General features: G+C 71.3%; 24 protein-coding genes. 10 read left to right on the top strand and 14 right to left on the bottom strand.

Translation table 11 applies throughout. The features are described 5' to 3' along the window. Positions 1 to 38: 38 nt before the first annotated feature. Positions 39 to 1,259, bottom strand: coding sequence for an MFS transporter (locus ACFV9T_RS07925; protein ID WP_385437484.1), 1,221 nt, complete (start codon positions 1,257 to 1,259; stop codon positions 39 to 41). 169 nt (positions 1,260 to 1,428) lie between these two features. Between ACFV9T_RS07925 and ACFV9T_RS07920 the strand changes: the two genes are divergently transcribed. Both ACFV9T_RS07920 and ACFV9T_RS07915 read left to right on the top strand, forming a co-directional pair. Then, a complete protein-coding gene (locus ACFV9T_RS07920) occupies positions 1,429 to 1,896 on the top strand; it encodes a MarR family winged helix-turn-helix transcriptional regulator (RefSeq protein WP_385437483.1) in 468 nt (155 codons plus the stop codon). Between the two features lie 17 nt (positions 1,897 to 1,913). After that, a complete protein-coding gene (locus ACFV9T_RS07915) occupies positions 1,914 to 2,093 on the top strand; it encodes a hypothetical protein (protein ID WP_385437481.1) in 180 nt (59 codons plus the stop codon). 23 nt (positions 2,094 to 2,116) lie between these two features. Here the strand turns inward: ACFV9T_RS07915 and ACFV9T_RS07910 are convergent, their stop codons facing one another. Then, positions 2,117 to 2,884: a glucose 1-dehydrogenase gene (locus tag ACFV9T_RS07910; RefSeq protein ID WP_385437636.1), complete on the bottom strand. Its 768-nt coding sequence runs from the start codon at positions 2,882 to 2,884 to the stop codon at positions 2,117 to 2,119. A gap of 116 nt (positions 2,885 to 3,000) precedes the next feature. After that, entirely contained in the window at positions 3,001 to 4,017 is a 1,017-nt protein-coding gene (locus tag ACFV9T_RS07905) for a zinc-dependent alcohol dehydrogenase family protein (protein ID WP_385437480.1), read from the bottom strand. 177 nt (positions 4,018 to 4,194) lie between these two features. On the opposite strand from ACFV9T_RS07905, the gene ACFV9T_RS07900 reads away from it, so the two are divergent. Then, positions 4,195 to 5,076, top strand: a complete 882-nt coding sequence (locus tag ACFV9T_RS07900) for a helix-turn-helix domain-containing protein (RefSeq protein WP_385437478.1) — start codon at positions 4,195 to 4,197, stop codon at positions 5,074 to 5,076. 9 nt (positions 5,077 to 5,085) lie between these two features. Here ACFV9T_RS07900 and ACFV9T_RS07895 read toward each other — a convergent pair whose 3' ends face one another. The 5 genes from ACFV9T_RS07895 to ACFV9T_RS07875 form a co-directional block, all read right to left on the bottom strand. Next, positions 5,086 to 7,284, bottom strand: coding sequence for a xanthine dehydrogenase family protein molybdopterin-binding subunit (locus ACFV9T_RS07895; protein WP_385437477.1), 2,199 nt, complete (start codon positions 7,282 to 7,284; stop codon positions 5,086 to 5,088). Then, complete coding sequence (locus tag ACFV9T_RS07890) at positions 7,281 to 8,261, bottom strand: FAD binding domain-containing protein (protein WP_385437475.1); 981 nt, start codon at positions 8,259 to 8,261, stop codon at positions 7,281 to 7,283. The genes ACFV9T_RS07895 and ACFV9T_RS07890 overlap by 4 nt, the downstream gene beginning before the upstream one ends. A gap of 12 nt (positions 8,262 to 8,273) precedes the next feature. Further along, the gene (locus ACFV9T_RS07885; protein ID WP_385437474.1) at positions 8,274 to 8,903 is read right to left on the bottom strand and encodes a (2Fe-2S)-binding protein; all 630 of its coding nucleotides are present in this window, start codon (positions 8,901 to 8,903) and stop codon (positions 8,274 to 8,276) included. Between the two features lie 48 nt (positions 8,904 to 8,951). Next, entirely contained in the window at positions 8,952 to 9,407 is a 456-nt protein-coding gene (locus ACFV9T_RS07880) for a cupin domain-containing protein (protein WP_385437472.1), read from the bottom strand. A 67-nt stretch (positions 9,408 to 9,474) separates the two neighbouring features. Continuing rightward, positions 9,475 to 9,795 carry a carboxymuconolactone decarboxylase family protein gene (locus ACFV9T_RS07875; protein WP_385437471.1) on the bottom strand — a complete coding sequence of 107 codons (321 nt, stop codon included), beginning with the start codon at positions 9,793 to 9,795 and terminating at the stop codon, positions 9,475 to 9,477. A gap of 230 nt (positions 9,796 to 10,025) precedes the next feature. Here ACFV9T_RS07875 and ACFV9T_RS07870 point away from each other — a divergent pair, with 230 nt between their 5' ends. Continuing rightward, on the top strand, positions 10,026 to 10,724 hold the full coding sequence (locus ACFV9T_RS07870; protein ID WP_385437470.1) for a TetR/AcrR family transcriptional regulator: 699 nt from the start codon (positions 10,026 to 10,028) through the stop codon (positions 10,722 to 10,724). Positions 10,725 to 10,726: 2 nt separating this feature from the next. On the opposite strand, the gene ACFV9T_RS07865 is transcribed toward ACFV9T_RS07870, so the two are convergent. Continuing rightward, positions 10,727 to 11,620 (bottom strand): hypothetical protein, encoded by an 894-nt coding sequence (locus ACFV9T_RS07865; RefSeq protein WP_385437469.1) that lies wholly within the window; start codon positions 11,618 to 11,620, stop codon positions 10,727 to 10,729. Positions 11,621 to 11,647: 27 nt separating this feature from the next. Beyond that, positions 11,648 to 12,325, bottom strand: coding sequence for an SDR family NAD(P)-dependent oxidoreductase (locus tag ACFV9T_RS07860; RefSeq protein WP_385437468.1), 678 nt, complete (start codon positions 12,323 to 12,325; stop codon positions 11,648 to 11,650). Between the two features lie 134 nt (positions 12,326 to 12,459). Here ACFV9T_RS07860 and ACFV9T_RS07855 point away from each other — a divergent pair, with 134 nt between their 5' ends. Further along, positions 12,460 to 13,080, top strand: a complete 621-nt coding sequence (locus ACFV9T_RS07855; protein WP_385437467.1) for a flavin reductase family protein — start codon at positions 12,460 to 12,462, stop codon at positions 13,078 to 13,080. 2 nt (positions 13,081 to 13,082) lie between these two features. Then, entirely contained in the window at positions 13,083 to 13,748 is a 666-nt protein-coding gene (locus ACFV9T_RS07850; RefSeq protein WP_385437465.1) for an HAD family hydrolase, read from the top strand. A 169-nt stretch (positions 13,749 to 13,917) separates the two neighbouring features. On the opposite strand, the gene ACFV9T_RS07845 is transcribed toward ACFV9T_RS07850, so the two are convergent. Together ACFV9T_RS07845 and ACFV9T_RS07840 are read right to left on the bottom strand one after the other, a co-directional pair. Further along, complete coding sequence (locus tag ACFV9T_RS07845; RefSeq protein ID WP_385437463.1) at positions 13,918 to 14,790, bottom strand: undecaprenyl-diphosphate phosphatase; 873 nt, start codon at positions 14,788 to 14,790, stop codon at positions 13,918 to 13,920. A 186-nt stretch (positions 14,791 to 14,976) separates the two neighbouring features. Next, positions 14,977 to 15,681, bottom strand: a complete 705-nt coding sequence (locus ACFV9T_RS07840) for a TVP38/TMEM64 family protein (protein ID WP_385437462.1) — start codon at positions 15,679 to 15,681, stop codon at positions 14,977 to 14,979. 374 nt (positions 15,682 to 16,055) lie between these two features. Between ACFV9T_RS07840 and tuf the strand changes: the two genes are divergently transcribed. Further along, entirely contained in the window at positions 16,056 to 17,231 is a 1,176-nt protein-coding gene (gene tuf / locus ACFV9T_RS07835; protein WP_385437635.1) for an elongation factor Tu, read from the top strand. 68 nt (positions 17,232 to 17,299) lie between these two features. Continuing rightward, positions 17,300 to 18,148 carry a spermidine synthase gene (locus ACFV9T_RS07830; RefSeq protein ID WP_385437461.1) on the top strand — a complete coding sequence of 283 codons (849 nt, stop codon included), beginning with the start codon at positions 17,300 to 17,302 and terminating at the stop codon, positions 18,146 to 18,148. A gap of 33 nt (positions 18,149 to 18,181) precedes the next feature. Here ACFV9T_RS07830 and ACFV9T_RS07825 read toward each other — a convergent pair whose 3' ends face one another. Both ACFV9T_RS07825 and ACFV9T_RS07820 read right to left on the bottom strand, forming a co-directional pair. Beyond that, a complete protein-coding gene (locus ACFV9T_RS07825; protein WP_385437459.1) occupies positions 18,182 to 19,477 on the bottom strand; it encodes an MFS transporter in 1,296 nt (431 codons plus the stop codon). Between the two features lie 69 nt (positions 19,478 to 19,546). Beyond that, on the bottom strand, positions 19,547 to 20,671 hold the full coding sequence (locus tag ACFV9T_RS07820) for a hypothetical protein (protein ID WP_385437458.1): 1,125 nt from the start codon (positions 20,669 to 20,671) through the stop codon (positions 19,547 to 19,549). Between the two features lie 84 nt (positions 20,672 to 20,755). Between ACFV9T_RS07820 and ACFV9T_RS07815 the strand changes: the two genes are divergently transcribed. Both ACFV9T_RS07815 and ACFV9T_RS07810 read left to right on the top strand, forming a co-directional pair. Then, positions 20,756 to 21,208: a DUF4442 domain-containing protein gene (locus ACFV9T_RS07815; protein ID WP_385437456.1), complete on the top strand. Its 453-nt coding sequence runs from the start codon at positions 20,756 to 20,758 to the stop codon at positions 21,206 to 21,208. Positions 21,209 to 21,367: 159 nt separating this feature from the next. Then, positions 21,368 to 22,126, top strand: coding sequence for a DedA family protein (locus ACFV9T_RS07810; RefSeq protein WP_385437455.1), 759 nt, complete (start codon positions 21,368 to 21,370; stop codon positions 22,124 to 22,126). The last annotated feature ends 5 nt before the right edge of the window (positions 22,127 to 22,131 follow it).

Genomic DNA, 22,131 nt, shown 5'->3' with positions numbered 1-22,131 from the left:
GGTCAGCGGGGCGACTCGCCGTGGCGGCGCGCCGGGGGTCAGTGAGGGACGGCTTCGGCGTCGGGCGTGGCCGCCCGCCCGGTGGCGGGCCGCCGAGACGGGGCGGCGACGGGGCCGGATCGGTGCTCCAGGCGCTGTGAGACGAACGCGAGGACGAGAGCGGCGGCGGCGAGTACGGCGCCCACGGCGTTGGGGGCGGTGTAGCCGTACCCGGCGGAGATCACGATGCCGCCGAGCCAGGCGGAGAGGGCGTTGCCCAGGTTGAAGGCGCCGATGTTGACGGCCGACGCCAGCGTGGGGGCGCCGTGCGCGTAGTCCAGGACCCGCTTCTGGAGCGGCGGGACGGTGGCGAAGCCCAGCGCGCCGATGAGGAAGACGGCCACGGCCGCCGCGATCTTGTTCGGCGCGGCGACGGTGAACAGCGCCAGGACGACGGCGAGACCGCCCAGGGCCGTGAAGAGCATCGGCATGAGCCGGCGGTCGGCGAACCGTCCTCCGGTGAGGTTCCCGGCCACCATGCCCAGGCCGAAGAGCACCATCAGCCAGGTGACGGAGGAGTCCGCGTAGCCGCTGACCTCGGTCATCATCGGCGCGATGTAGGTGATCGCGGCGAAGACGCCGCCGAAGCCGAGCACGGTCATCGCCATGGCCAGCAGCACCTGGGGGTTCTTGAACGCCGCGACCTCGTGCCGCAGCCGTACGCCCTCGGGCTTGGGCAGATCCGGGACCAGCTTGGCTACACCGGCCAGGCCGACGACACCGAGCGCCGCGACGATGAGGAAGGTGACGCGCCAGCCCGCGCTCTGGCCGACGAACGTGCCCAGCGGCACGCCGACCACGTTCGCCACGGTCAGCCCGGTGAACATCAGCGAGATCGCCCCGGCCTTCTTCTCCGGGGCCACCAGCTCGGCGGCGACCACGGAGCCGATGCCGAAGAAGGCGCCATGGGCCAGCGAGGCCACGACCCGGCCGATGAGCATGACGGCGAAGACGGGAGCCACGGCGGAGATGGCGTTGCCCACGATGAACAGGCCCATGAGCAGCATGAGCATGTTCTTGCGGGAGATCCTGGTGCCGAGGGCCGTCATGATCGGCGCCCCGATCATGACGCCGAGCGCATAACCGGTGACGAGCAGCCCGGCCGTCGGCACGGACACCCCGAGGTCTCCGGCGACCTGGGGCAGCAACCCCATGATCACGAATTCGGTGGTCCCGATCCCGAAGGCCCCGATGGCCAGGGCCAGCAGTGCGAGCGGCATGACGTGTGTCCTTACGGTGCAGACGATGAATAGACGCGCAAGCGCCTTACGGGCATCGACAATAATTGCACACGCCTTATATATGCAAGCGCGCTATAGTGGCGTACGTGACTAAGGGGTGCCGTTCCGCGATGGGCCCCAGTCGACCGGCCGGACCGAGGGAGCCGACATGACCGCCACCGACCCCGCGATGACCGCTCTCGCCCACAGCTGGTCCGCGCTCTCGCTGCTGCACGGGCGCATCGAGGGCCGCATCGAACGCGCGCTCCAGGCGGCACACGACCTGAGCGCGCGTGAGTACGCCTTGCTCGATGTCCTCAGCCGACAGCACGACGGCGAGGGCGGCCACCTGCAGATGCGCCAGGTCGCCGAATCCGTCGTCCTCAGCCAGAGCGCGACCACCCGCCTGGTCACCCGGCTGGAGAACCGCGGCCTGCTCTCCCGCTACCTGTGCGCCACCGACCGGCGCGGCATCTACACCGACGTCACCGACGAGGGCAGGCGCCTGCTGGACGAGGCCCGCCCCACCAACAACGCGGCCCTGCGCGAGGCCCTCGACGCGGCGACATCCGTGCCCGGACTCGCGCCCCTCGTCCACGCGGTCGAGCAACTGCAGAGCCGACCGATCCCTGTGTGACCTTCTAGTCCCTCCTCGTGATCGCCATCGGTTCCGGCTCGCTCGGCCTGAACTACGTCAACCACGCCGGATTCTGGCTGGTCAAGGAGTCCTTCGGCATGAGCCTGACGCAGGCCGCGAAGACACAGACCGCTGTGCGGACACTGGTGAGCGTGCTCGGTCTCGGAATGGCCCTCCTGCTGCCCGCGTTCGCCTGAAGCCACCGCCGGGTCGGCGGTCGCTACCGGGCGACGTAGCCGCCGTCGACGGGGAGGGCGACGCCGAGGACGAACCCGGCTCCGGGGCTGCACAGCCACAGGACGGCCTGGGCGATCTCGTCCGCGGTGCCGAGCCGGTTGATGGGCTGGTTGGCTTCGGCCTCGGCGCGGTCCAGCTCCCCCTTGGCGATCATGTCGCTGACCATGGGGGTGTCGATGGTGCCGGGGCAGACGGCGTTGATACGGATGCCGCGCGGGGCGTATTCGAGGGCGGCGCTGGTGGTCAGGCCGATGACTCCGTGCTTGGAGGCGTGGTAGGAGGCGCGGCCGGGAATGCCGACGAGGCCGCCGAGGGAGGAGCAGTTGACGATGGCACCGCTGCCCTGGGCGCGCATGTGGCGCAGTTCGTGCTTCATGCTGGCCCAGACGCCGCGGAGGTTGATGGCGTTGACGCGGTCGAACCGCTCGGCGGGTTCGTCGGCGGCGTCGCTGGGCGGGATCTGGATACCGGCGTTGTTGTAGGCCATGTCGAGGCGGCCGAAGGTCTCCACGGTGCGGTCGACCGCGGCGGCGACCTGCTCCTCGTCGCTGACGTCGCAGGCGAGGGCGAGGACGCGGTGACCTTCGTCGGTGAGCCCCCTCGCGCCCGCGTTCAGAGCGGCTTCGTCGATGTCGGTGAGGGCGACGGCGGCGCCCGCTTCGGCGAAGGCGCGGGCGGTGGCCAGACCCATGCCGGAGCCCGCTCCGGTGACGAGGGCGACCTGCCCGCTGAAGTCATAGGTGGGGTTCATGCCGTGTTCTCCGAAGTGGTGGCGGGGCTGCTGAGCCGACGCGGGCAGCGGTTCGATGGCGACGTGGTCGGCGGTGGCGAGCCGGATGTTCATGAAGTCGTCCTGGGACGTGTGGGTCAGGGCTTGAGGAGGGTTTTGATGGCGCGGCGCTCGTCCATCGCCTGGTAGCCCTCGGCGACCTGCTCCAGGGGGAGGGTGTGGTCGAAGACCTTCCCGGGGTCGATCCGGCCGGAGAGGACCAGATCGATCAGCTCCGGCAGGTAACGGCGCACGGGAGCGGGTCCGCCGCGCAGGCCGACGTGGGAGAAGAACAGCTCCTGGCCGTCGACCGCCACCTCGTGGGGGACGCCGACGAAGCCGACGTTGCCGCCGGGCCGGGCGGTGTGCAGGGCCTGCCGCATGGCCTCCGGGGTGCCGACGCACTCCAGGACCGAGTCCGCGCCGAGGCCTTCGGTGAGGTCCTTGACGCGCGCGACACCATCGTCGCCGCGTTCGGTGACGATGTCGGTGGCGCCGAATTCGAGGGCGAGCTTCTGCCGCGAGGCGTGGCGGCTCATGGCGATGATCCGCTCGGCGCCGAGTTCCCTGGCGGCGATGACACCGCACAGGCCGACCGCTCCGTCGCCGACCACCACGGCGGTGGAGCCGGGCCTGACCTCGGCGGCGAGGGCCGCGTACCAGCCGGTGCCCATCACGTCGGACACGGCGAGCAGGCCGGGTACGAACGCGCCGTCCGGGTGGCCGTCGGTGGCGACGAGGGTGCCGTGGGCGTTGGGGACGCGGACGTAGTCGGCCTGGCAGGTGCTCATGAACTCGCGGTGGAGACAGCTGGACTGCCAGCCGCCACGGCAGTTCGCGCAGGTGTTGTCGGAGGTGGCGAACGAACCGACGACGAACTGGCCCGGCTTGACGGAGGTGACCTTGGCTCCGACCTCCTCGACGACGCCGACGTACTCGTGCCCCATCGGATGCGGGTCGCCGATCGGCTCCAGACCTCGGTAGGGCCACAGGTCAGAACCGCACACGCAGGTGGCGACCGTGCGGATGACCGCGTCGGTCGGGTGGGCGATCTTCGGGTCGTCCAGGGTTTCGAGACGCACGTCGCCGGGGGCGTGGATGACTGCTCCGCGCATGAGGGTGCTTCTTTCGGTGCCGGGGGTGGTGTGTGCGGCAGCCCGCCACGAGGACGAACGGCTGCTCGCGGTCGAGCCTCACAGGCGGGGGCAGGCGCGAAAAGAGGAGAAAACCATCCCGGGAGGGAAACATCCTGGGAGTAATTCCTCCCCCCTTTCCCGGGTGGGATCGGTGTCATGCTGGGAAGCATGACCGGCAACATCCCCCTCAATGAGCTGGGAGAATTCCTCAAAAAGCGCCGCTCCGAGCTGAGCCCGCGCACGGTAGGCCTGCCCGAGAGCGGCCGCCCCCGCCGGGTGGCGGGGCTGCGCCGTGAGGAAGTCGCCCAGCTCGCCAGCATCAGCACCGACTACTACACCCGTCTCGAACAGGGCCGTATGCAGGCATCGGCGCCGGTCCTGGACGTCCTGGCCCGGGTACTGCACCTGGACGACGACGAGCGGGGCTACCTCTTCCAGCTCGCGGGCAAACCCACCACGCGCACCCGGCGGCGCGGCAGGCAGCAGGTCCAGCCGCAGTTGCAGCGGGTCCTGGACGACCTCACCGCCACCCCGGCCATCGTGCAGGGGCGGCGCGGCGACATCCTCGCCTGGAACGCGCTGGCCGCCGCCCTGGTCACCGACTTCTCCCGCGTCCCGGAAAAGCACCGCAACTACCCGCGGATCATCTTCACCGATCCGGCGATGCGCACCCTGTACGCCGACTGGGAGTCCTCCGCCCACATCGCCGTGACCCAGCTGCGGATGGAGACCGCGCGGTATCCCGAGGATCCCCGGTTGACCGAGCTGGTCGGTGAACTGTCCATGCGGGACAAGCAGTTCGCCCAGTGGTGGGGCGATCACCGCGTCGCCGCCCGCACGGTGGGCACGAAGACACTGAACCATCCGGTCGTGGGCGAGCTGGTGCTGGACTGGGACACCCTGACCGCCAACACCGACCCCGACCAGCATCTGACCGTGTGGACGGCCCCGCCCGGTTCGCCCACCCACGAGCGGCTGCGCATCCTCGCCTCCTGGGCCGCCGACCACGACCTGCCCGCCTCCGCGTCCCCGACCTGACCCAGGGGGTCAGAGCAGCGCCTCGGCGGTGATGGGGAGTTGGCGGACGCGGCGGCCGGTGGCGTTGTGGACCGCGTTGGCGATGGCGGGTGCCACACCGACGTGGACGACCTCGCCGAGGCCCTTGACGCCGAGCGGGTCGGCCTCGGGGTCCTCGCCGTCCAGGTAGATCGCCTTGACGTCGGGGACGTCGGCGTTGACGGGGACGAGGTAGTCGGCCAGGTTGGCGTTGACGATCCGTCCGTCGCGGTGGTCGGTGACGGTGTGCTCCAGCAGGGCCGTGCCGATGCCGCCCACGATGCCGCCGATCGCCTGGCTCTCGGCCAGCTTGGGGCTGATGATACGGCCCGCGTCGTACACACCCAGCATCCGCCGCACCCGCACCAGCCCGAGCGTCGCGTCGACCGCGACCTCCGCGAAGGTCGCGTTGTAGGCGTAGAAGGAGTGCCGCTGCGAGCCTGACGGTCCGGTGAAGGAGCCGAGAGCTTCGAGGTGGGTGCGGTTGTTGCGGGCCAGCAGTGCCCGGTAGGTCTCGCCGCGCGTGGGGTTGTTCTTCATGTGCAGCCGGCCGCCACGGACCACGATGTCGTCCGCTTCCGCCCCGTACAGCGGCGACTCACGGTCCTCGACGGCCAGTGTGATGGCCTGCCGTCGCACCGTGTCGCAGCCGTCGAGGACGGCGGAGCCGACGCTGGCCATGGTCATCGAGCCGCCGTGTGGCGGGGTCGGCGGGTAGCGGGAGTCGCCGAGCCGGAAGGTGACGGTGCGCATGGTCAGACCGAGGGCGTCGGCGGCGACCTGGGTCTGGGAGGTGTAGGTGCCCGGCCCCATGTCGCTGGAGGCGGCCTCGACCACGGCGGTTCCGTCCGCGTCCAGGCGGACCCGGGCCTTGGCGGTGTTGCGCGCGGTGTCATAGACGCCCGCGGCCATGCCCAGGCCGATCAGCCAGTCGCCCTCACGGCGGGAGCGCGGCCGGGAGGCGCGGCGGTGCCAGCCGAACTCGCGGGCGCCGGTGGTGTAGCACTCGCGCAGACGGCGGGTGGAGAACGGCAGCCCGGACGACTCGTCCTCGTTCGGTTCGTTGCGCCTGCGCAGTTCGATCGGGTCGATGCCGAGTGTGTCCGCGAGTTCGTCCATGGCCGACTCGATGACGAACGACGCCGTGGCGAAGCCGGGCCCGCGCATCCAGATCGGGGTGTGCACGTCCAGCGGCACCGTCCGGTACGCCTGGCTCACGTTGGGCATGCTGTAGAGCATCTGTCCGGCGGGCAGGACCGCCTCGGTGAACGTCTCGTACGAGGAGGTCTCGGCGTCGATGTCGTGGACCGCGGCGGAGAGCCGGCCCCGCCGGTCGCTGCCCAGCCGCAGCCGGTACGCGTAGGAGGGCCGGAACCCGGTCCCGGAGTACATCTGCCCGCGGCTCAGCACCAGCTTGACCGGACGGCCCGTCTCCCGGGCGGCCAGCGCGGCGACGACCACGTGGGGCCAGCAGCGCAGCCCGCTGCCGAAGGCCCCGCCGACGAACGGCGAGATGACGCGGACGGAGTCCATGGGCAGGCCGAACACCGTGGAGAGTTCGGTCTGCGTGCCCACCACCCACTGCGTCTTGTCCCACACGGTCAGCTGGTCGCCGTCCCAGCGGGCGATGGTGGCGTGCGGCTCCATCGGGTTGTGGTTGTTGCGCGCCAGCCGGTACGTCAGGTCCAGCCGCACGGCGGAGGAGCGCAGACCGGCTTCCGCGTCGCCGCGCGCGTAGTTCGTCGGATCGCCAGGTTCGGCCCCGGTGAGGTCGGTCGAGGGCTGCTGGGCGTCGTAGCCGACCTTGACCAGGCTCGCGCCGTGCTGCGCGGCCTCCAGAGTGGTGGCGACGACGACGGCGACCGGCTGGCCGTGAAAGAGCACCCGGTCGTCCTGGAACACCCGCAGCCGACGGCCGCCGGGCGGATTGTTGGAGCCGGGGTTGTCGCGGTACGGCAGCGTCGGGGCGTTGCGGTGGTGGAGCACGCGCAGTACGCCCGGGTGGGCTTCGGCGTCGCCGGTGTCGATCGAGGTGACGCGGCCGCGACCCACGGAGGCGTCGACGATGACGGCGTGCACGGCACCGTCGACCTCGTGCTCGGCGGCGTACAGCGCCTTGCCGGTGACCTTCAGTCTGCCGTCCACCCGGGACAGCGGCGCACCCACGGCTGCCTGCGGCTGGGGGCTCACTTCGTACCTCCTACGATGCGCAGCTGGCGTTCGACGGTCCGTTTCAGCAGCTCGACCTTGAACCGGTTGTGCTTCAGCGGACGGGCTCCGGCCGCCGCGCGCCCGGCGGCCGCCGCCCACAGTGGCGCGGAGGGGCGCTCACCGATGAGGTGCTGCTCGACCTCGGGCAGTTTCCACGGCACGGTCCCCACGCCACCGGCGGCCACCCTCGCCTCACGGATCACCCCACCCCGGATGTGCAGGGCGACCGCCGCCGAGGTCAGGGCGAACTCATAGGACTGCCGGTCACGCACCTTCAGATAGCCCGACCTGAGCGGACGCGGATGCGCCGGGATCTCGACCGCTGTAATCAACTCACCCTTGCGCAGGGCGTGTTCGCGCTGGGGAGTGTTGCCGGGCCGCAGCAGGAAGTCGGCGAAGGGGACCTGACGCTCCCCATCCGGTCCCGTCAGACGCACCCGCGCGTCCAGGGCCGCGAACGCCACGGCGACGTCGGAAGGATGGGTGGCCACGCAGCGGTCGGAGGCGCCGAGGATCGCGTGAGTGCGGTTGACCCCCTCCCGGGCGGCACAACCCGAGCCGGGCACACGCTTGTCGCAGTCGGCGGTCACGTCACGGAAGTACGTGCACCGGGTGCGCTGCATGATGTTGCCGCCGATGGTGGCCATGTTCCGCAGCTGGGCCGACGCGCTCAGCTCCAGCGCCTCGGACACGACCGGGTACAACGTCCGCACCTTGGGATGCGCCGCCGCCCCGGCCATGGTCACCAGGGCACCGATACGCAGCCCACCGCGCTCGGTGACGGTGACCTCGTCCAGCGGCAGACCGCTGATGTCGACCAGCGTCCCGGGGCGTTCGACGGTCTCCCGCATCAGGTCGACCAGGGTGGTGCCTCCGGCGATGTAACGCCCACCGAGATGACCGGCGGCGAGGGCTTCCCCGGTGTCGGAGACGCGGGTGTAGGAGAAGGGATGCATGACGGCCCGGCCTCACTTCCGGCGCGCGGTCCGCTGGACCGCGCGCACGATGTTCACGTAGCAGCCGCAGCGGCAGATGTTGCCGCTCATCCACTCCCGGATCTCCTCCGGCGAACCGGTGTGCCCCTCCTGGACGCAACCGACACCGGACATGATCTGACCTGGGGTGCAGTAGCCGCACTGGAAGGCGTCCTCGTCGATGAACGCCTGCTGCAGGGGATGCAGCTCGTCGCCGTCGGCCAGGCCCTCGATCGTGGTGACCTCGGCGCCCTCCAGCCGCACGGCCAGCGTCAGACAGGAGTTGACCCGGCGCCCGTCGACCAGGACCGTGCACGCCCCACAGGCACCCGCGTCGCAGCCCTTCTTCGATCCGGTCAGACCGAAGTGCTCGCGCAGCAGGTCCAGCAGCGAGGTGCGGTTGTCCACCGTGACGGTCCGCCGGGTCCCGTTGACCGTCAGGGAGACACGGCTGGAGGGCGCCGGTGCCGGGGCGGCCGCGTCTCCGGAGCCGACGAGGACCGCCGACCCTCCGATCACGCCACCCGCGACGACGACACCACCGACCGCCGTACTGGTGGTGACGAACGTACGCCGGGTGGGCGCGGAGGAGGAAACAGCGGGTTCAGGGGATTCGGTTGGCATACCTAAGCCTTCGCATCACGGACGGATCGGCCCGTGGGAAGTCTGGCATCACGAATCACGCCCGTGGCAGGGAGAGTTTTGTCCCCCCTTGGCTCGGCCCACGGCGGCGAGAGCCGCCGCATACTGCTCGTCGGTGACCGGCTCCAGCCAGCTGGTGCCGTCGCCACTCTCGTCGCCGACCACCATGGCGATGTGGGCCAGCAGCGTGGTGTCGGTGGCGCCGTGCCAATGCTCCTCGCCCGCCGGGCACTTCACGGTCTCGCCCGCGCTCACGCTCACCACATGGCCGTCGCGGGTGCCCACCAGACCGACGCCGTCGGTGATGTACAGGACCTGCCCCTTGGCGTGGGAGTGCCAGTTGGTGCGGGCCCCGGGGGTGAACCGCACCAGGGCGGAGGCCAGACGGGCCGGGTCGGAGGGCGCCTCGATCGGGTTGAGGTAGACGTCGCCGGTGAAGCGCTCGGGCGGGGCCTTGACGGTGGGGGTCTCGGTGATGTGTTCCACGACAGGTTTCCTTGGTCGGGTCAGGAGGGGAGGGGGCGGATGCGGTACCGGTGGCTGCGCCGGGCGGTCAGACGCCGCGCTCGTCGGCGATCTTCTTCAGCTGGGTGATCGCCGTCATGGCGTTGGGCCAGCCCGCGTAGAAGGCCAGGTGCGTGATCGCCTCGGACAACTCCCGCACGCTCAGGCCGTTGTCGAGAGCGACGCCCAGGTGGTAGCCGAGCTGCTCGCCGCGGTAGAGAGCGGCCAGCACGCTCACGGTCACCAGACTGCGGTCGCGCGGCGACAGTCCGGGCTGTTGCCAGACGTCACCGAAAAGGACCTCGTTGGTCAGCTCGACGAGCTTCGGCGCGATCTCGGCCAGCTCCGGGGGTGCGGACTGCGTCGGCATGCGGGGTGACTCCTTGGTCGTCACGAGGGGGTGGTTGCCGTCATCGAGGTAACCGCAGCTCAAGGCGGCGGGGGAGAGCCTGCTGTTACAGGTACTGACAGAGCCCCCCCACGTGCGGGCCGCTTGGCCTGCGGCGCGAAGAGGTCGCCCTGCCGCGCATCGAGGCCGACCAGCCCACCCCGAGCGGCGGCCTAACTGGATAGGGCAATCCGATTGCTAGGGTGGGCGACATGAACCCTGGCGCCCAGCCCTCCGACGATCCCGCCGCCCCGCCGCTGCGGAGCGACGCCGAGCGCAACCGGGAGCGGATCATCGCCGCGGCGCGCACGGTGTTCGGGCGGGAGGGGCTGAACGCCTCCATGGCTTCCGTGGCCCGAGAGGCGGGGGTGGGGATCGCCACCATGTTCCGTCGCTTCCCCGCGAAGGAGGAACTGGTCGCCGCCGTCTTCTCCGATCGCATGGACGCGTACGCCGACGCGGTCGCGGTCGCCCTGGACGACCCCGACCCGTGGCACGGTTTCGTCGGCTACATCGAGGCGGCCTGTGCGATGCAGGCCGCCGACTACGGCTTCGCCGACGTACTGACCATGACGTTTCCCACCGCCAAGGCGCTGGAGGAGCGCCGCGACGAGGCGTACGGGGCCATGGTGGAACTCATCGACCGGGCCAAGGCGACGGGGCGTCTGCGCGAGGACTTCGACCCCTCGGATCTGGTGCTCCTGCACATGGCCAACGCCGGTGTCGTGAACGCCACGGGCGACGCCGCGCCGGATGCGTGGCGGCGCGTCGTCGCCCTGATGATCCAGTCCTTCGAGGCCCCTGCCCGTGGCGCCCTGCCCGACTCGCCCGAACACGACGCCCTCTACCGGGCCATGCTCCGCGCCGGTCCGGGAGGCCCCACCGCCCCGGCGCCGGGCAAGAGCGGCTGACCTCAGGCCGGACCGGCCTTCGGGACGATGGCGTCAGGGCTGGTGCGGGTCTTGAGGACGAAGTCGAACCGCATGGTCCTGTAGGGGCCCTGGAAACCGTGTCCGGCGATGTCCTCGGGGTCTTCGTGCAGGAGGGTGAGGGTGTCGGCCTGCAGCGCGGGAGGGGCCAGGGTGCCGCCGACGAAGTCGACGGGGATGACGGGATCGCCCGTGAAGTAGATCTCGCCCCGCCAGGGCGTGATGAGGTCGGCGTGATGGATCTCGTAGTGGATGTGGGCCGGGCGGTAGAGGCTGCGCCCGAGGGCCGCGACGGCTTCGGTGACCCCGTCGACCGCCGTGACGTGGGGATCGGCGTAGGCGACCGGGGTGATGGTGGTGAAGGCGTAGCGGCCGTCGTCGTCCGTGAAGAGGTGTCCGCGCAAGTTGTGCCGGGGCACTCCGTCGTCGTGAAGCCCGGAGTAGTCGCCGTTGTTGGCCGCGTGGTAGACGTCCAGCTTGGCGCCCGCGAGCGGTTGGCCGTGGCCGTCCACGACGCGGCCGGAGGCGACCAGCGGGATCCCGGGTTCATCGGGCCGCATCGGCAGGGTGCCGGGGTTGCCGACATGCGGGGAGCCGGGAAGGTAGGTGGGGCTGTTGACGTCCTCGGAGGGTGTGTAGCCGTCCCGGCCGCCCTGGAAGACCTCGCTGAACAGCGGCATGGCGACCAGCGCCAGGGGAGCGCCGGTGGCCGTCTGGATCCGCTGTAGCAGGTCGGTGGCCGCGTTGAGGTCGTCGAAGGTCAGCCCCTCCTCGTCACGCATCCGCGCCAGGGCGCTCTTGAACGCCTCGACGAGACGCACCGCGCGGGGGTTGATCAGCGCTGGGTCGACGTAGGACGGATCGGTGATCGTGGTCATGCCGGACTGCTCCTTGGGGGAGGGGCGTCAGAGGCTGAAGACGCGCTCGGCCTGGTCGCGTCGGGTCGTGTGCAGCTCCCAGTAGACGGGGGAGATCTGCTCGGGCCGGGCCGTCGGCAGGCCGGGGATCACGGCGGTGCCGATCGACACGTCGATGCCGATGTGGGCGGCCTGGATTCCGGTGCCGGTCAGCTCGTTGTGCAGATTGATCGCCCAGTTGCGCAGGGCCGCCGCGGCGGCGTTGACGTTGGCGACCCGCGGGTCGGGCTCGATGGAGCCCGCGCCGGTGGTGTAGAGCAGGGTGCCCGCGCCGGATGCGCGCATCGCGGGCAGCACGGCCTTGGTGGCGGCGATGGCCCCGTAGAGCTGGAAGTTCATCTCGAACTCCACCTGAGACGGCTCGGTCTCGGCCGGAGCGGTCAGCGTGGTGACGCCGAACGTCCCCACCGGGGAGTACTCCAGGACATCGATTCCGCCGAACCGCGTGGCGGCGTCTTTGAGCGCCCGGCCGAGCGCGTCGCGGTCGAGTACGTCCGCGGGGAACGCGGCGGCGGTGACGCCCTCGGCGGTGAGCTTGCCCACGAGGTCGTCGAGCTTCTCGCGGCTACGGGAGATCAAGGCGACGTCGAAGCCGCGCGAGCCGAAGGTGCGGGCGATGGCCAGTCCCAGCTGGGGCCCGGCTCCGACGATGGCGATGCTGGTCACGGCGAGTCCTTTCGTGGAGATGTGATCCGGATAGGCCTATCCGTTTCGATGCCCGCCACGGTACCACCAAAGTGGATAGGCCAATCCAGATCGTCGTTAGGGGGCGTCGCGGGCGCCAGCGGATACTGGGGCGTATGCGTATCGACTTTGATCCTCAGACCGTCGGCCGGAACCCGTTCTACAAGCTGCTGACCTCGGTCGTCGTGCCCCGGCCGATCGCCTGGGTGTCCACCATCAACCCGGACACGCAGTCCGCGAATCTCGCGCCGCACTCCTTCTTCACCGTCGCCTGCGTGTCGCCGCCCGTCGTGCAGTTCACCTCCGTCGGGCGGAAGGACTCGCTGCGCAATGTGGAGGAGACCGGGGAGTTCGTGGTGAACCTCGCGCCGGAGCGGATGTTCGAGACGATCAATGGGACGGCTACGGACTTTCCGCGCGGGGTGAGCGAGTTCGAGGCGGTCGGGGTCGCGCGGGAGGAGAGCGTGCGGGTGCGGCCGCCGCGGGTGGCGGAGTCGCCGGTGGCGCTGGAGTGCGAGCTGCACAGCACCGTGCTGCTCGGGGACTCGACGGTGGTGTTCGGGCGGGTGGTGCATGCCGCGGTCGACGACGGGGTGATGGTCGACGGGCATCCGGAGGTCGGCAGGCTGCGGCCGCTGGCGCGGCTGGGGAAGAACGAGTGGGGGACGGTCGGCGAGGTGCTGGAGATCGAGCGGGTCCGGTACGCGGAGTGGACGGCGGGGGAGAAGGAGGCGTAGCGGTGATCGAGGTGGTGGCCTTCGACGTCGGTTCCACCCTGGTCCGGGAGGACGGGTACTGGGCCGCGTGGGCCGACTGGCTCGGCGTGCCTCGGCATACGCTGTCCGCCCTGGTGGGGGCCGTGGTCGCGCAGGGGCGGGACGACTCGGACGCGATCCGGCTGGCGAAGCCGGGGGTGGACGTCGACGCGGAGCGCCGGGCGTGGGACGCGTCGGCGCGGGCGGACTGGCTGGAGGGGCGCGATCTGTATCCGGACGCGCGGCCCGCGCTCGGGGCGCTGCGTGCGCTGGGCGTACGGATCGTGGTGGCCGGGAACCAGCCGGTGCGCACGGGGGAGCTGCTGCGCGGGTTGGAGCTGCCGGCGGACGCCATCGCGACGTCCGGCGAGTGGGGCGTGGCCAAGCCCGATCCGGGGTTCTTCGAGCGGGTCGTCGCGCTCGGCGGGGCCGCGCCGGACCGGACGCTGTATGTGGGCGACCATCCGGTGTTCGACGTCCGGGCGGCGCGGGCCGCCGGGCTGCGGGCCGCGCACCTCCGCCGGGGGCCGTGGGGGCACCTGTGGGCTGCCAGTGATGACGTGGCGCGGGCGGACTGGCGGATCTCGGAGCTGGGGGAGCTGGTCGAGCTGATGGGCTCCAGCTCAGGGGAGAGGTCGTACGGAGTGTGATGTATTCACACCCCGCGTGAACAGAGTGCTTGCATATATCTATCGCACACCCTCCCGCCACGCGTCCCGTGGCGGTTGACTCATCACATACCGCTCAGGGGGCGCCAGACCTGAGCGAAGGGGCCGCCGGACCTCCTCCCTCCTCGGCCGGCGGCCCATCCCTCATACGTCAGCCCGCGGACTCGGCCGCGTGCGCGCTCAGCACGTCGAAGCCGATCAGGGCGAAGAGCAGCAGGCCCAGCAGGATGCGGTAGATCACAAACGGCATGAAGCTCTTGGTCGAGATGAACTTCATGAACCAGGCGATGACGGCGTAGCCGACGACGAAGGCGATGACGGTCGCGAAGAGCGTCGGACCCCACTCGGTGTGTCCCTCGGACGCGTCCTTCAGCTCGAAGAGTCCGGAGGCCAGGACGGCCGGGACGGCGAGGAGGAAGGAGTAGCGGGCCGCGGCCTCGCGGGTGTAGCCCATGAGCAGGCCACCGCTGATGGTCGCGCCGGACCGGGAGACACCGGGGACGAGCGCCATCGCCTGGCATATGCCGAAGATCAGTCCGTCCCGGACGCTCAGCTCCTGCAGCGACTTGCGCTGCTTGGCGACACGGTGCTTGCCGCCCGTCTCGTCGCGGGCGGCGAGCCGGTCCGCGAAGCCGAGTACGACACCCATGACGACGAGGGTGGTGGCGATGAGCCGCAGATCGCGGAACGGGCCCTCGATGGCGTCCTGGAGTGTGAGGCCGAGCACACCGATCGGGATCGAGCCGACGATCACCAGCCAGCCCATCTGGGCATCGTGATCGCCGCGCCGCTCCTTGTTGAACAAGGAGCGGAACCAGGCGCTCACGATCCGGGCTATGTCCTTGCGGAAGTAGATGAGCACCGCCAGCTCGGTGCCGATCTGGGTGATCGCGGTGAAGGCGGGACCAGGGTCGTTCCAGCCCGCGAAGGCGGCGGTGAGGCGCAGATGGGCGCTGGAGGAGATCGGAAGAAACTCGGTCAGCCCCTGGACCAGCCCGAGGATGAATGATTCAAACCACGACATTGCGTCTACGCTATCCAAAGGCTGATCATGCGCTGCTCCGGGGCATGCCGGAACAGGCGGGGCGGCCGAGGTGAAGGTCGGTGGCCGGGGTTCGGCAACCGGTTGTGGTGGCAGCGTAGCGTCCCTGGGCGAACGGCCTGCCAAGGGCCCGGTCCGAAGGCCGGTTTAGCCGTGTGGGTCATCAACTCACGCCCGCCGCAAGCGGCCGCGCTTGCGCCAGGCCACGACCACCCCGCCGAGAGCGGGTATGGCGATGCAGGCCAGTGCGATGAGGAAGACGGGCGAGGTGGGTGTGGCGGCGTGGCCGCCCGCCACCACGTACGCCGCCGTGTTCGGCACACAGCCGAGCCCGGTCGCCAGCAGGAACGCGGGCCAGCCCATCCGCGAGACCGCCGCGCAGTAGTTCGCGGCGGCGAACGGCACACCCGGGAAGAGCCGGATCGCCAGCATCGAGCGGAAGCCGTGCCGACTGAGCTGCCGGTCGGCCGCGCCCAGCCAGCGGCCCCGCAGCAGCGGGCGCAGCGCGTCCTGCCCCAGCAGTCTGCCCAGGCCGAACGAGATCCCGGCGCCGAGCACCGTACCGGTGACGGCCGCCGCGAGGCCGACCTGGGCGCCGAGGAGCACACCCGCCGCCAGGTTCAGCAGCGGCCGGGGCACCAGTGCGGCGGTGCACAGCCCGTACGCGGCCGCGAACAGCACTACGGCCGCCGGGCCCGACAGTTGCAGCGGCCAGCCGTCCGCCAGCAGCCGGTGCGGCTGCCACACCCACACCGCGGTCGCGGCACCGGCCAGCAGCGCGGCGAGCAGCCCCAGCCGTGACCACGGCGAGAGCAGCACGGCGCGGGCGCGGCTCACGGCCGGTTTCGGGGCGGGGACGGCTACGTCGAGCATCGGGGGGAGCGTAACCGACCGGGCCACGGGTGCGCTGTGATGTCGTTCGCTCGTCGGCTGGTTGTCGCCCGGCCGATACACCCGGGCGCGCCCCAGGGGTTCGCACGCACCACACCGGCCCCGCACGTCACGAAAACCATTCGACGGTGACCGAACAGTGCGCAATGATCACGGCATGTTCCGGTATGCCTTCCTCATGACGACATCCGCGGTCGCGGATGCTCCGAAGGCTGCCGCCATCTTCGACGGCGCCCGAAGCTGACCCTCCTCGGACCACTCCGACGGACCCCGCAGGGGAGGGTCGGCCAGGCACCGGGGTCCGCGCTTCCCTTGTCGTTCCGAGGAGGAACAGCCGCATGTCCGCCACGTCCAGGATGCCCAAGCAGGCCTACGCGCGCACCAAGCCGCATCTGAACATCGGCACCATGGGCCACGTCGACCACGGCAAGACCACGCTCACCGCCGCCATCACCAAGGTCCTCAGCGAGCGCGGCTCCGGCGGCACCTATGTGCCGTTCGACCGCATCGACCGGGCGCCGGAGGAGGCCGCGCGCGGCATCACCATCAACATCGCGCACGTCGAGTACGAGACCGACACCCGGCACTACGCGCACGTCGACATGCCCGGCCACGCCGACTTCATCAAGAACATGGTGACCGGCGCGGCCCAGCTCGACGGCGCCATCCTCGTCGTCTCCGCGCTCGACGGTGTCATGCCGCAGACCGCCGAACACGTGCTGCTCGCCCGGCAGGTGGGCGTCGACCACATCGTCGTCGCCCTCAACAAGGCCGACGCGGGCGACCCCGAACTCACCGACCTGGTCGAGCTGGAGGTGCGCGAGCTGCTGTCCGCGCACGGCTACCCCGGCGAGACCACGCCCGTCGTACGGGTCTCCGGGCTGCGCGCGCTGGACGGCGACCCGCGGTGGACCGGCGCGATCGAGGCGCTGCTCGACGCCGTCGACATCTACGTACCGACGCCGGTGCGCTACACCGACGCCCCGTTCCTGCTGCCGGTGGAGAACGTACTCACCATCACCGGCCGCGGCACGGTGGTCACCGGAGCCATCGAGCGCGGCACGGTGCGCGTCGGCGACCGCGTCGAGGTGCTCGGCGCGGACGTGACGACCGTCGTCACGGGCGTCGAGACGTTCGGCAAACCCATGGAGTCCGCCGAGGCGGGCGACAACGTGGCGCTGCTGCTGCGCGGGGTGGCCCGGGACGCGGTGCGCCGCGGCCATGTGGTCGCGGCGCCCGGCAGCGTCGTGCCCCGGCGGCGCTTCACCGCGAGTGTGTACGTGCTGTCGGCGGCCGAGGGCGGTCGCCGTACCCCGGTGGTCACCGGCTACCGGCCGCAGTTCTACCTCCGTACGGCCGATGTGGTCGGCGAGGTGGACCTCGGCGCCGCCGGGGTGGCCCGACCCGGTGACACCGTCACCCTGGCGGTGGAGCTGGGCCGCGCGGTGCCGCTGGAGCCGGGGCTCGGCTTCGCGATCCGCGAGGGCGGCCGCACGGTGGGCGCGGGCACGGTGCTCACCGTCCAGCCGTAGGGACCGGCACCCGCTCGCCCACCCCGCCCGGGGCGGGCGAGCGGAAGCCGGGACGGCACAATGGGACGGTGAACGAGCCGATACCCGTGACCCGGGCCGTGGACCACGGCACCGCCAAGCTGATGCCGGACCTCGACCGCTCGCGCGCCTGGCTGCTCACGGTGGACGGCGCACCCCAGTCGTACGTCGACCTGGACGACCCCGGCCATCTGGAGTTCGAGTACGCGCGACGGCTCGGCCACGTCCTCGACGAGGCGGGCGGGACCGGCGCGCCCCTCGACGCCCTGCACCTGGGCGGCGGGGCGCTGACCCTGCCCCGCTATCTGGCCGCCACCCGGCCCGGCTCCCGGCAGCAGGTCATCGAGGCCGACGGCGGGCTGCTGGAACTGGTCGCCGAACGACTGCCGCTGCCGCCGGGCGGCGCGGGCATCACCGTGCGCCGGGCGGACGCCCGCGCCGCGCTGGAGGCCGCGCCCGAGGCGTCCGCCGATGTCATCGTGGCCGATGTGTTCGGCGGCTCGCGGGTGCCCGCGCACCTCACGTCGGTCGCGTACGCGCGCGCCGCGGCCCGGGTACTGCGCCCCGGGGGCTGCTATATGGCCAACCTCGCCGACAGCGCGCCGTTCACCTTCCTCCGCTCCCAACTGGCCACGTTCCGCGCCGTGTTCGTGGAGGTGTGCCTGATCGCGGAGCCCGCGGTGCTGCGCGGCCGCCGGTTCGGGAACGCGGTGCTGGTGGCGTCGCAGGGCGAGTTGCCGGTGGGGGCGCTGGCGCGGCGTACCGCGGCCGACGCGTTCCCGGCGCGGGTGGAGTACGGGGCGGCGCTGGAGCGGTTCATCGGCGACGAGGTGCCGGTGCGGGACGAGGATGCGGTGCCGTCGCCGGAGCCGCCGGGCGGCGCGTTCAGCGTCGGCTGACGGTACGGCAGCGGGCGCCACGTACAGCGGCCCTCAGAGCTTCTCCGGCGCCGCCAAGGGCTCGGTGACGGGCGTCCCCTCCGCCACCGGTTCCGGCTCGCGGCGCCGCAGCTGGCGTACGTCCGGTACGCACAGCACCGCGAGCGTCAGCAGCAGGATCAGCGCCGAGCTGCCCCACAGCGCGGCCGACCGCCCGAAGGCGCTCTCGGCCGGGCCCGCGAGGGCGGTGGCGAGGGGGACCATGGCGATGGAGCCCAGCCAGTCGTACGCCGCCACCCGGGACAGCTTGTCCTCGGGGATCTCCTGGTGCAGCGCGGTCATCCAGGACACCCCGAACACCTCGACCGACGCCCCGGCGACGAACATCACCGCGCACAGCCAGGGCACGGACAGCGGGACGGCGAGCGCGGCCGACGGCAGGGCGAACGGCAGGACGCACAGGCTGCCCGCGAGCAGCAGCCGCCGTGGTCTCCAGCGCATCATCGTCAGCCCGCCGACGACGGTTCCCGCGCCGAACGCCGCGAGCGCGATTCCCCAGGGCCGTGCGCCGCCCAGATGTTCCTCGGCGATCAGCGGCCCGAACACCGCCTCGGCCGCGGCCACCACGGCGTTGACGACCGAGAACTGCACCACGATGGCCCACAGCCACGGCCGTCCGATGAACTCCCGCCAGCCCTCGCGCAGATCGCGCAGCATGCCGCCGCCGGGCTCGCGCGGTGCGATGTGGCTGACGTCGAGCAGCCCGCGCAGCGCTCCGGCCGCGGCGAAGGCGACGGCGTCGATGGCCAGCACCCAGCCCGGACCGACGATCGCCACCAGCGCGCCGCCCAGCGCGGCACCGCCGATCTGCGAGCCGTGGGTGCCGACGCGGAACAACGCGAAGGCGCGGGCGGACTGTTCGGCGGTGACGCTGGAGAGCAGCATGCCCTCGGAGGCGGGGCCGAAGAACGCCTGCCCGATGCCGCCGAGCGCGGCGAGCACGGCCATCTGCCACAGCCGCGCCTCACCGGTGAGCACGAGCACCGCGAAGACGGCCTGCGAGGCGCAGTTGAGGGCGTTGGCCGCGACCATCACCCGGTGCCGCGGCAGCCGGTCCGCCAGCGCGCCGCCGATCAGCAGGAAGGCGACGAGCGGGAGGGTGCGGGCCGCGGCGACGAGCCCGACGTCGCCGCTGTCCCCGCCCGCGTCCAGGACCGCGAACGCCGCCGCGATGAGGGCCCCGGCGTTTCCGAGGCCCGTCACCACCGCGGCGGCGGTGAGCAGCGTGTAGTTGCGGCCCGCCCAGGCGGGGCGGAGCGATGGGGGACGCGAGGCCGGGGGAGTGGTCACGCAGCGGACTATTCCCGGGGGCGGGCCCCGGCGTCCAACCCAATTCCGGCCGCGCCCATCAGCTGATGACTATCCCTCGGACTCCACCGGGCGCAGGCTGCTCATGATTTTCTTGATGGTGGCGTCCGGGACCTCGTCCTTGACGCCCTTGGCGGAGTAGAGCACCCAGGTCGCGAAGTCGCCGTTGATGTCCGTGTAGGTGACGGTGACCGCCTTGCCGTCCGTGACGCACTTGTCGGTCTTCTTGACGCCGGTGACCGTCGCCGTGGAGGTGTAGCCCTTGAGCCCGTGGGCGCTCTTGAACGGCTTGGGCTTGGTGACCTTCCGGGTGCCGGTCTCCTTCTGGTCGAACCCGGCGAAGACCCAGTTCTCGGCCTCGACCTTGGAGGCGTCGGCCTCGGTCTTGGCGCCCTGCGCGCCCTTGGTGCCGGCTCCGGCGATGCCGCTGATGTTCTCCTCGCCGTCCTCGTCCTTGACGGTGCAGGCGTTTTCCTTGTACTTGGCCGGGGCGGACATGATGACGAGCGGGTTGCCCTCGTCGTCCTCGAAACCGATGCTCAGATCCGGCTTCTTCACCGCCCAGTTCGCGGGCACGTCGAACGCGTCGTGCCGCTTGGGGCTGACGACCGTCTGCCAACCGGGGATGACCGGCTTCACCTCGGTCGCGTCGCCACCGGCGCGCGGGTTGTCCTCGTCGCCACCGGCGGAGGGGTCCTCGGCCGGGGCGGACGAGGACGCGGGGGCGGAGGGCTTCTTGTCGTCCTTCGCCTGTTCGTCCTTGCCGTCGTCCTGGTTCAGGACGACGACGCCCGTGATCACGGCCGCGGCGACGACCGCCACCGCGGCGACGATCGCGATGGTCGCCGTGCGCTTCTTCTTGTCCGGCGGCGGCTGCGGCGCCCCGGCCGGTCCGGAGGGCGTATTCCAGCCGTGTGCGGGCTGGTTCTGCGGGTGCCCGTAACCCGGCTGCTGTCCCGGCTGGCCGGGGTAGCCCGGCTGTGGCTGCTGATACGGATTCGGCTGCTGCTGTCCCTGCTGCCCGTACCCCGGCTGCTGGTTGCCCTGCTGTCCGTAACCCTGCTGCCCGTAACCCGGCTGCTGGTATGGGTTGGGCTGTTGGTACCCCGGTTGCTGATAGGGGTTCTGATCCTGCGGGTTCTGCTCGCCCCCGGGCGGCTGCTGTCCTGGCCACATGGCCGATAACGATAGATGGGGTCGCCGACAGCGGCTACGGCCGCCCCTTCCCCGGATTTGCTACCCGGTGGTAACTTCCCCGGTATGTCAGAGACCCTGCCCTCCATCGGCGACATGCTCGCGGCCACCGTGCCCATGGTGCGCACCCTGAACCTGGAGTTCGTCGAGGCGTCGCCCGAACGCGCCGTGGTGCGCCTGCCCGACCAGCCCGACTTCCACAACCACGTCGGCGGACCGCACGCGGGGGCGATGTTCACGCTGGCCGAATCCGCGTCCGGCGCGGTCGTGCTCGCCGCCTTCGGTGACCAGCTCCAGCGCGCCGTGCCGCTGGCCGTGCGGGCCGAGATCGACTACAAGAAACTCGCCAAGGGCCCGGTCACCGCGACCGCCCGGCTCGGCCGCCCGGCGGCCGAGGTGGTGGCCGGACTCGACGCGGGCGAGCGCCCCGAATTCCCCGTACGGATCGAGATCACGCGCGAGGACGGAGCGGTCACCGGGGAGATGTCCATCACCTGGACGCTGCGGCCGCAGGGCTGACAAGCCTCTCCCGCCGCCCGTACGGGCCCCTCCCGCGAGCCGACGTGGCCGGGAGCATCCATCGTGGAATGTGGCGACCGCGCCGATTGAGTACGCTTCCCGGGTGCGCTCGATCGGGCGTGCGCCGACAAGGGATCGGCATACGGGAGGGAACCGGCGTTGCACATCGAGGAATGGCTTGAGACCGTACCGGCGATCAGTGTGTATCTGCTCGTCGGCCTGGTCATCGGCCTCGAAAGCCTGGGCATTCCGCTCCCGGGAGAGATCGTCCTCGTCAGCGCCTCGCTGCTGGCCGCCTCCCAGGACCACATCAACCCCTACATCCTCGGTGGCTGCGCCATCGCGGGGGCCGTGATCGGCGACTCGATCGGCTATCTGATCGGCCGCAGGGGCGGTCAGCCCCTGCTCGCCTGGCTGGCCCGTAAATTCCCCAAGCACTTCGGCGCCGACCAGGTGGCGACCGCCGAGCGGTCCTTCCAGAAGTGGGGTATGTGGGCGGTCTTCGTGGGCCGCTTCATAGCGCTGCTGCGCATCTTCGCGGGTCCGCTCGCCGGGGTGCTGCGCATGCCGTACTGGAAGTTCGCCATCGCCAACGTGCTCGGCGGCATCGTCTGGGCGGGCGGCACCACCGCGGTCATCTACTCGGTCGGGAAGGTCGCCGAGGACTGGCTCAAGCGCTTCTCCTGGCTCGGGCTCGTCCTCGCGCTGTGCTTCGGCCTCGGCTCGATGCTGGTGATGAAGTGGCGCTCGAAGAAGGCCCACGCGGCCCGGGAGGCCCAGCAGCCGGTGGCGGCGGCCGAGGCCGGACCCGAGGCCGTCAAGGCCGGACCCGAGGCCGTCAAGGCCGGATCTCAGGCCGGGACCGCCAAGGCCGGAGCCGGGGCGGCCGAGCCGGAGCGCGTCCCGGCCGCCGAGTAGCCGCT

Origin of the sequence: Streptomyces sp. NPDC059850 (assembly GCF_042731515.1) — a bacterium.
In the GTDB taxonomy this organism is placed as follows: Bacteria; Actinomycetota; Actinomycetes; order Streptomycetales; family Streptomycetaceae; genus Streptomyces.
This window is presented reverse-complemented; position numbering and strand designations above follow the sequence as displayed.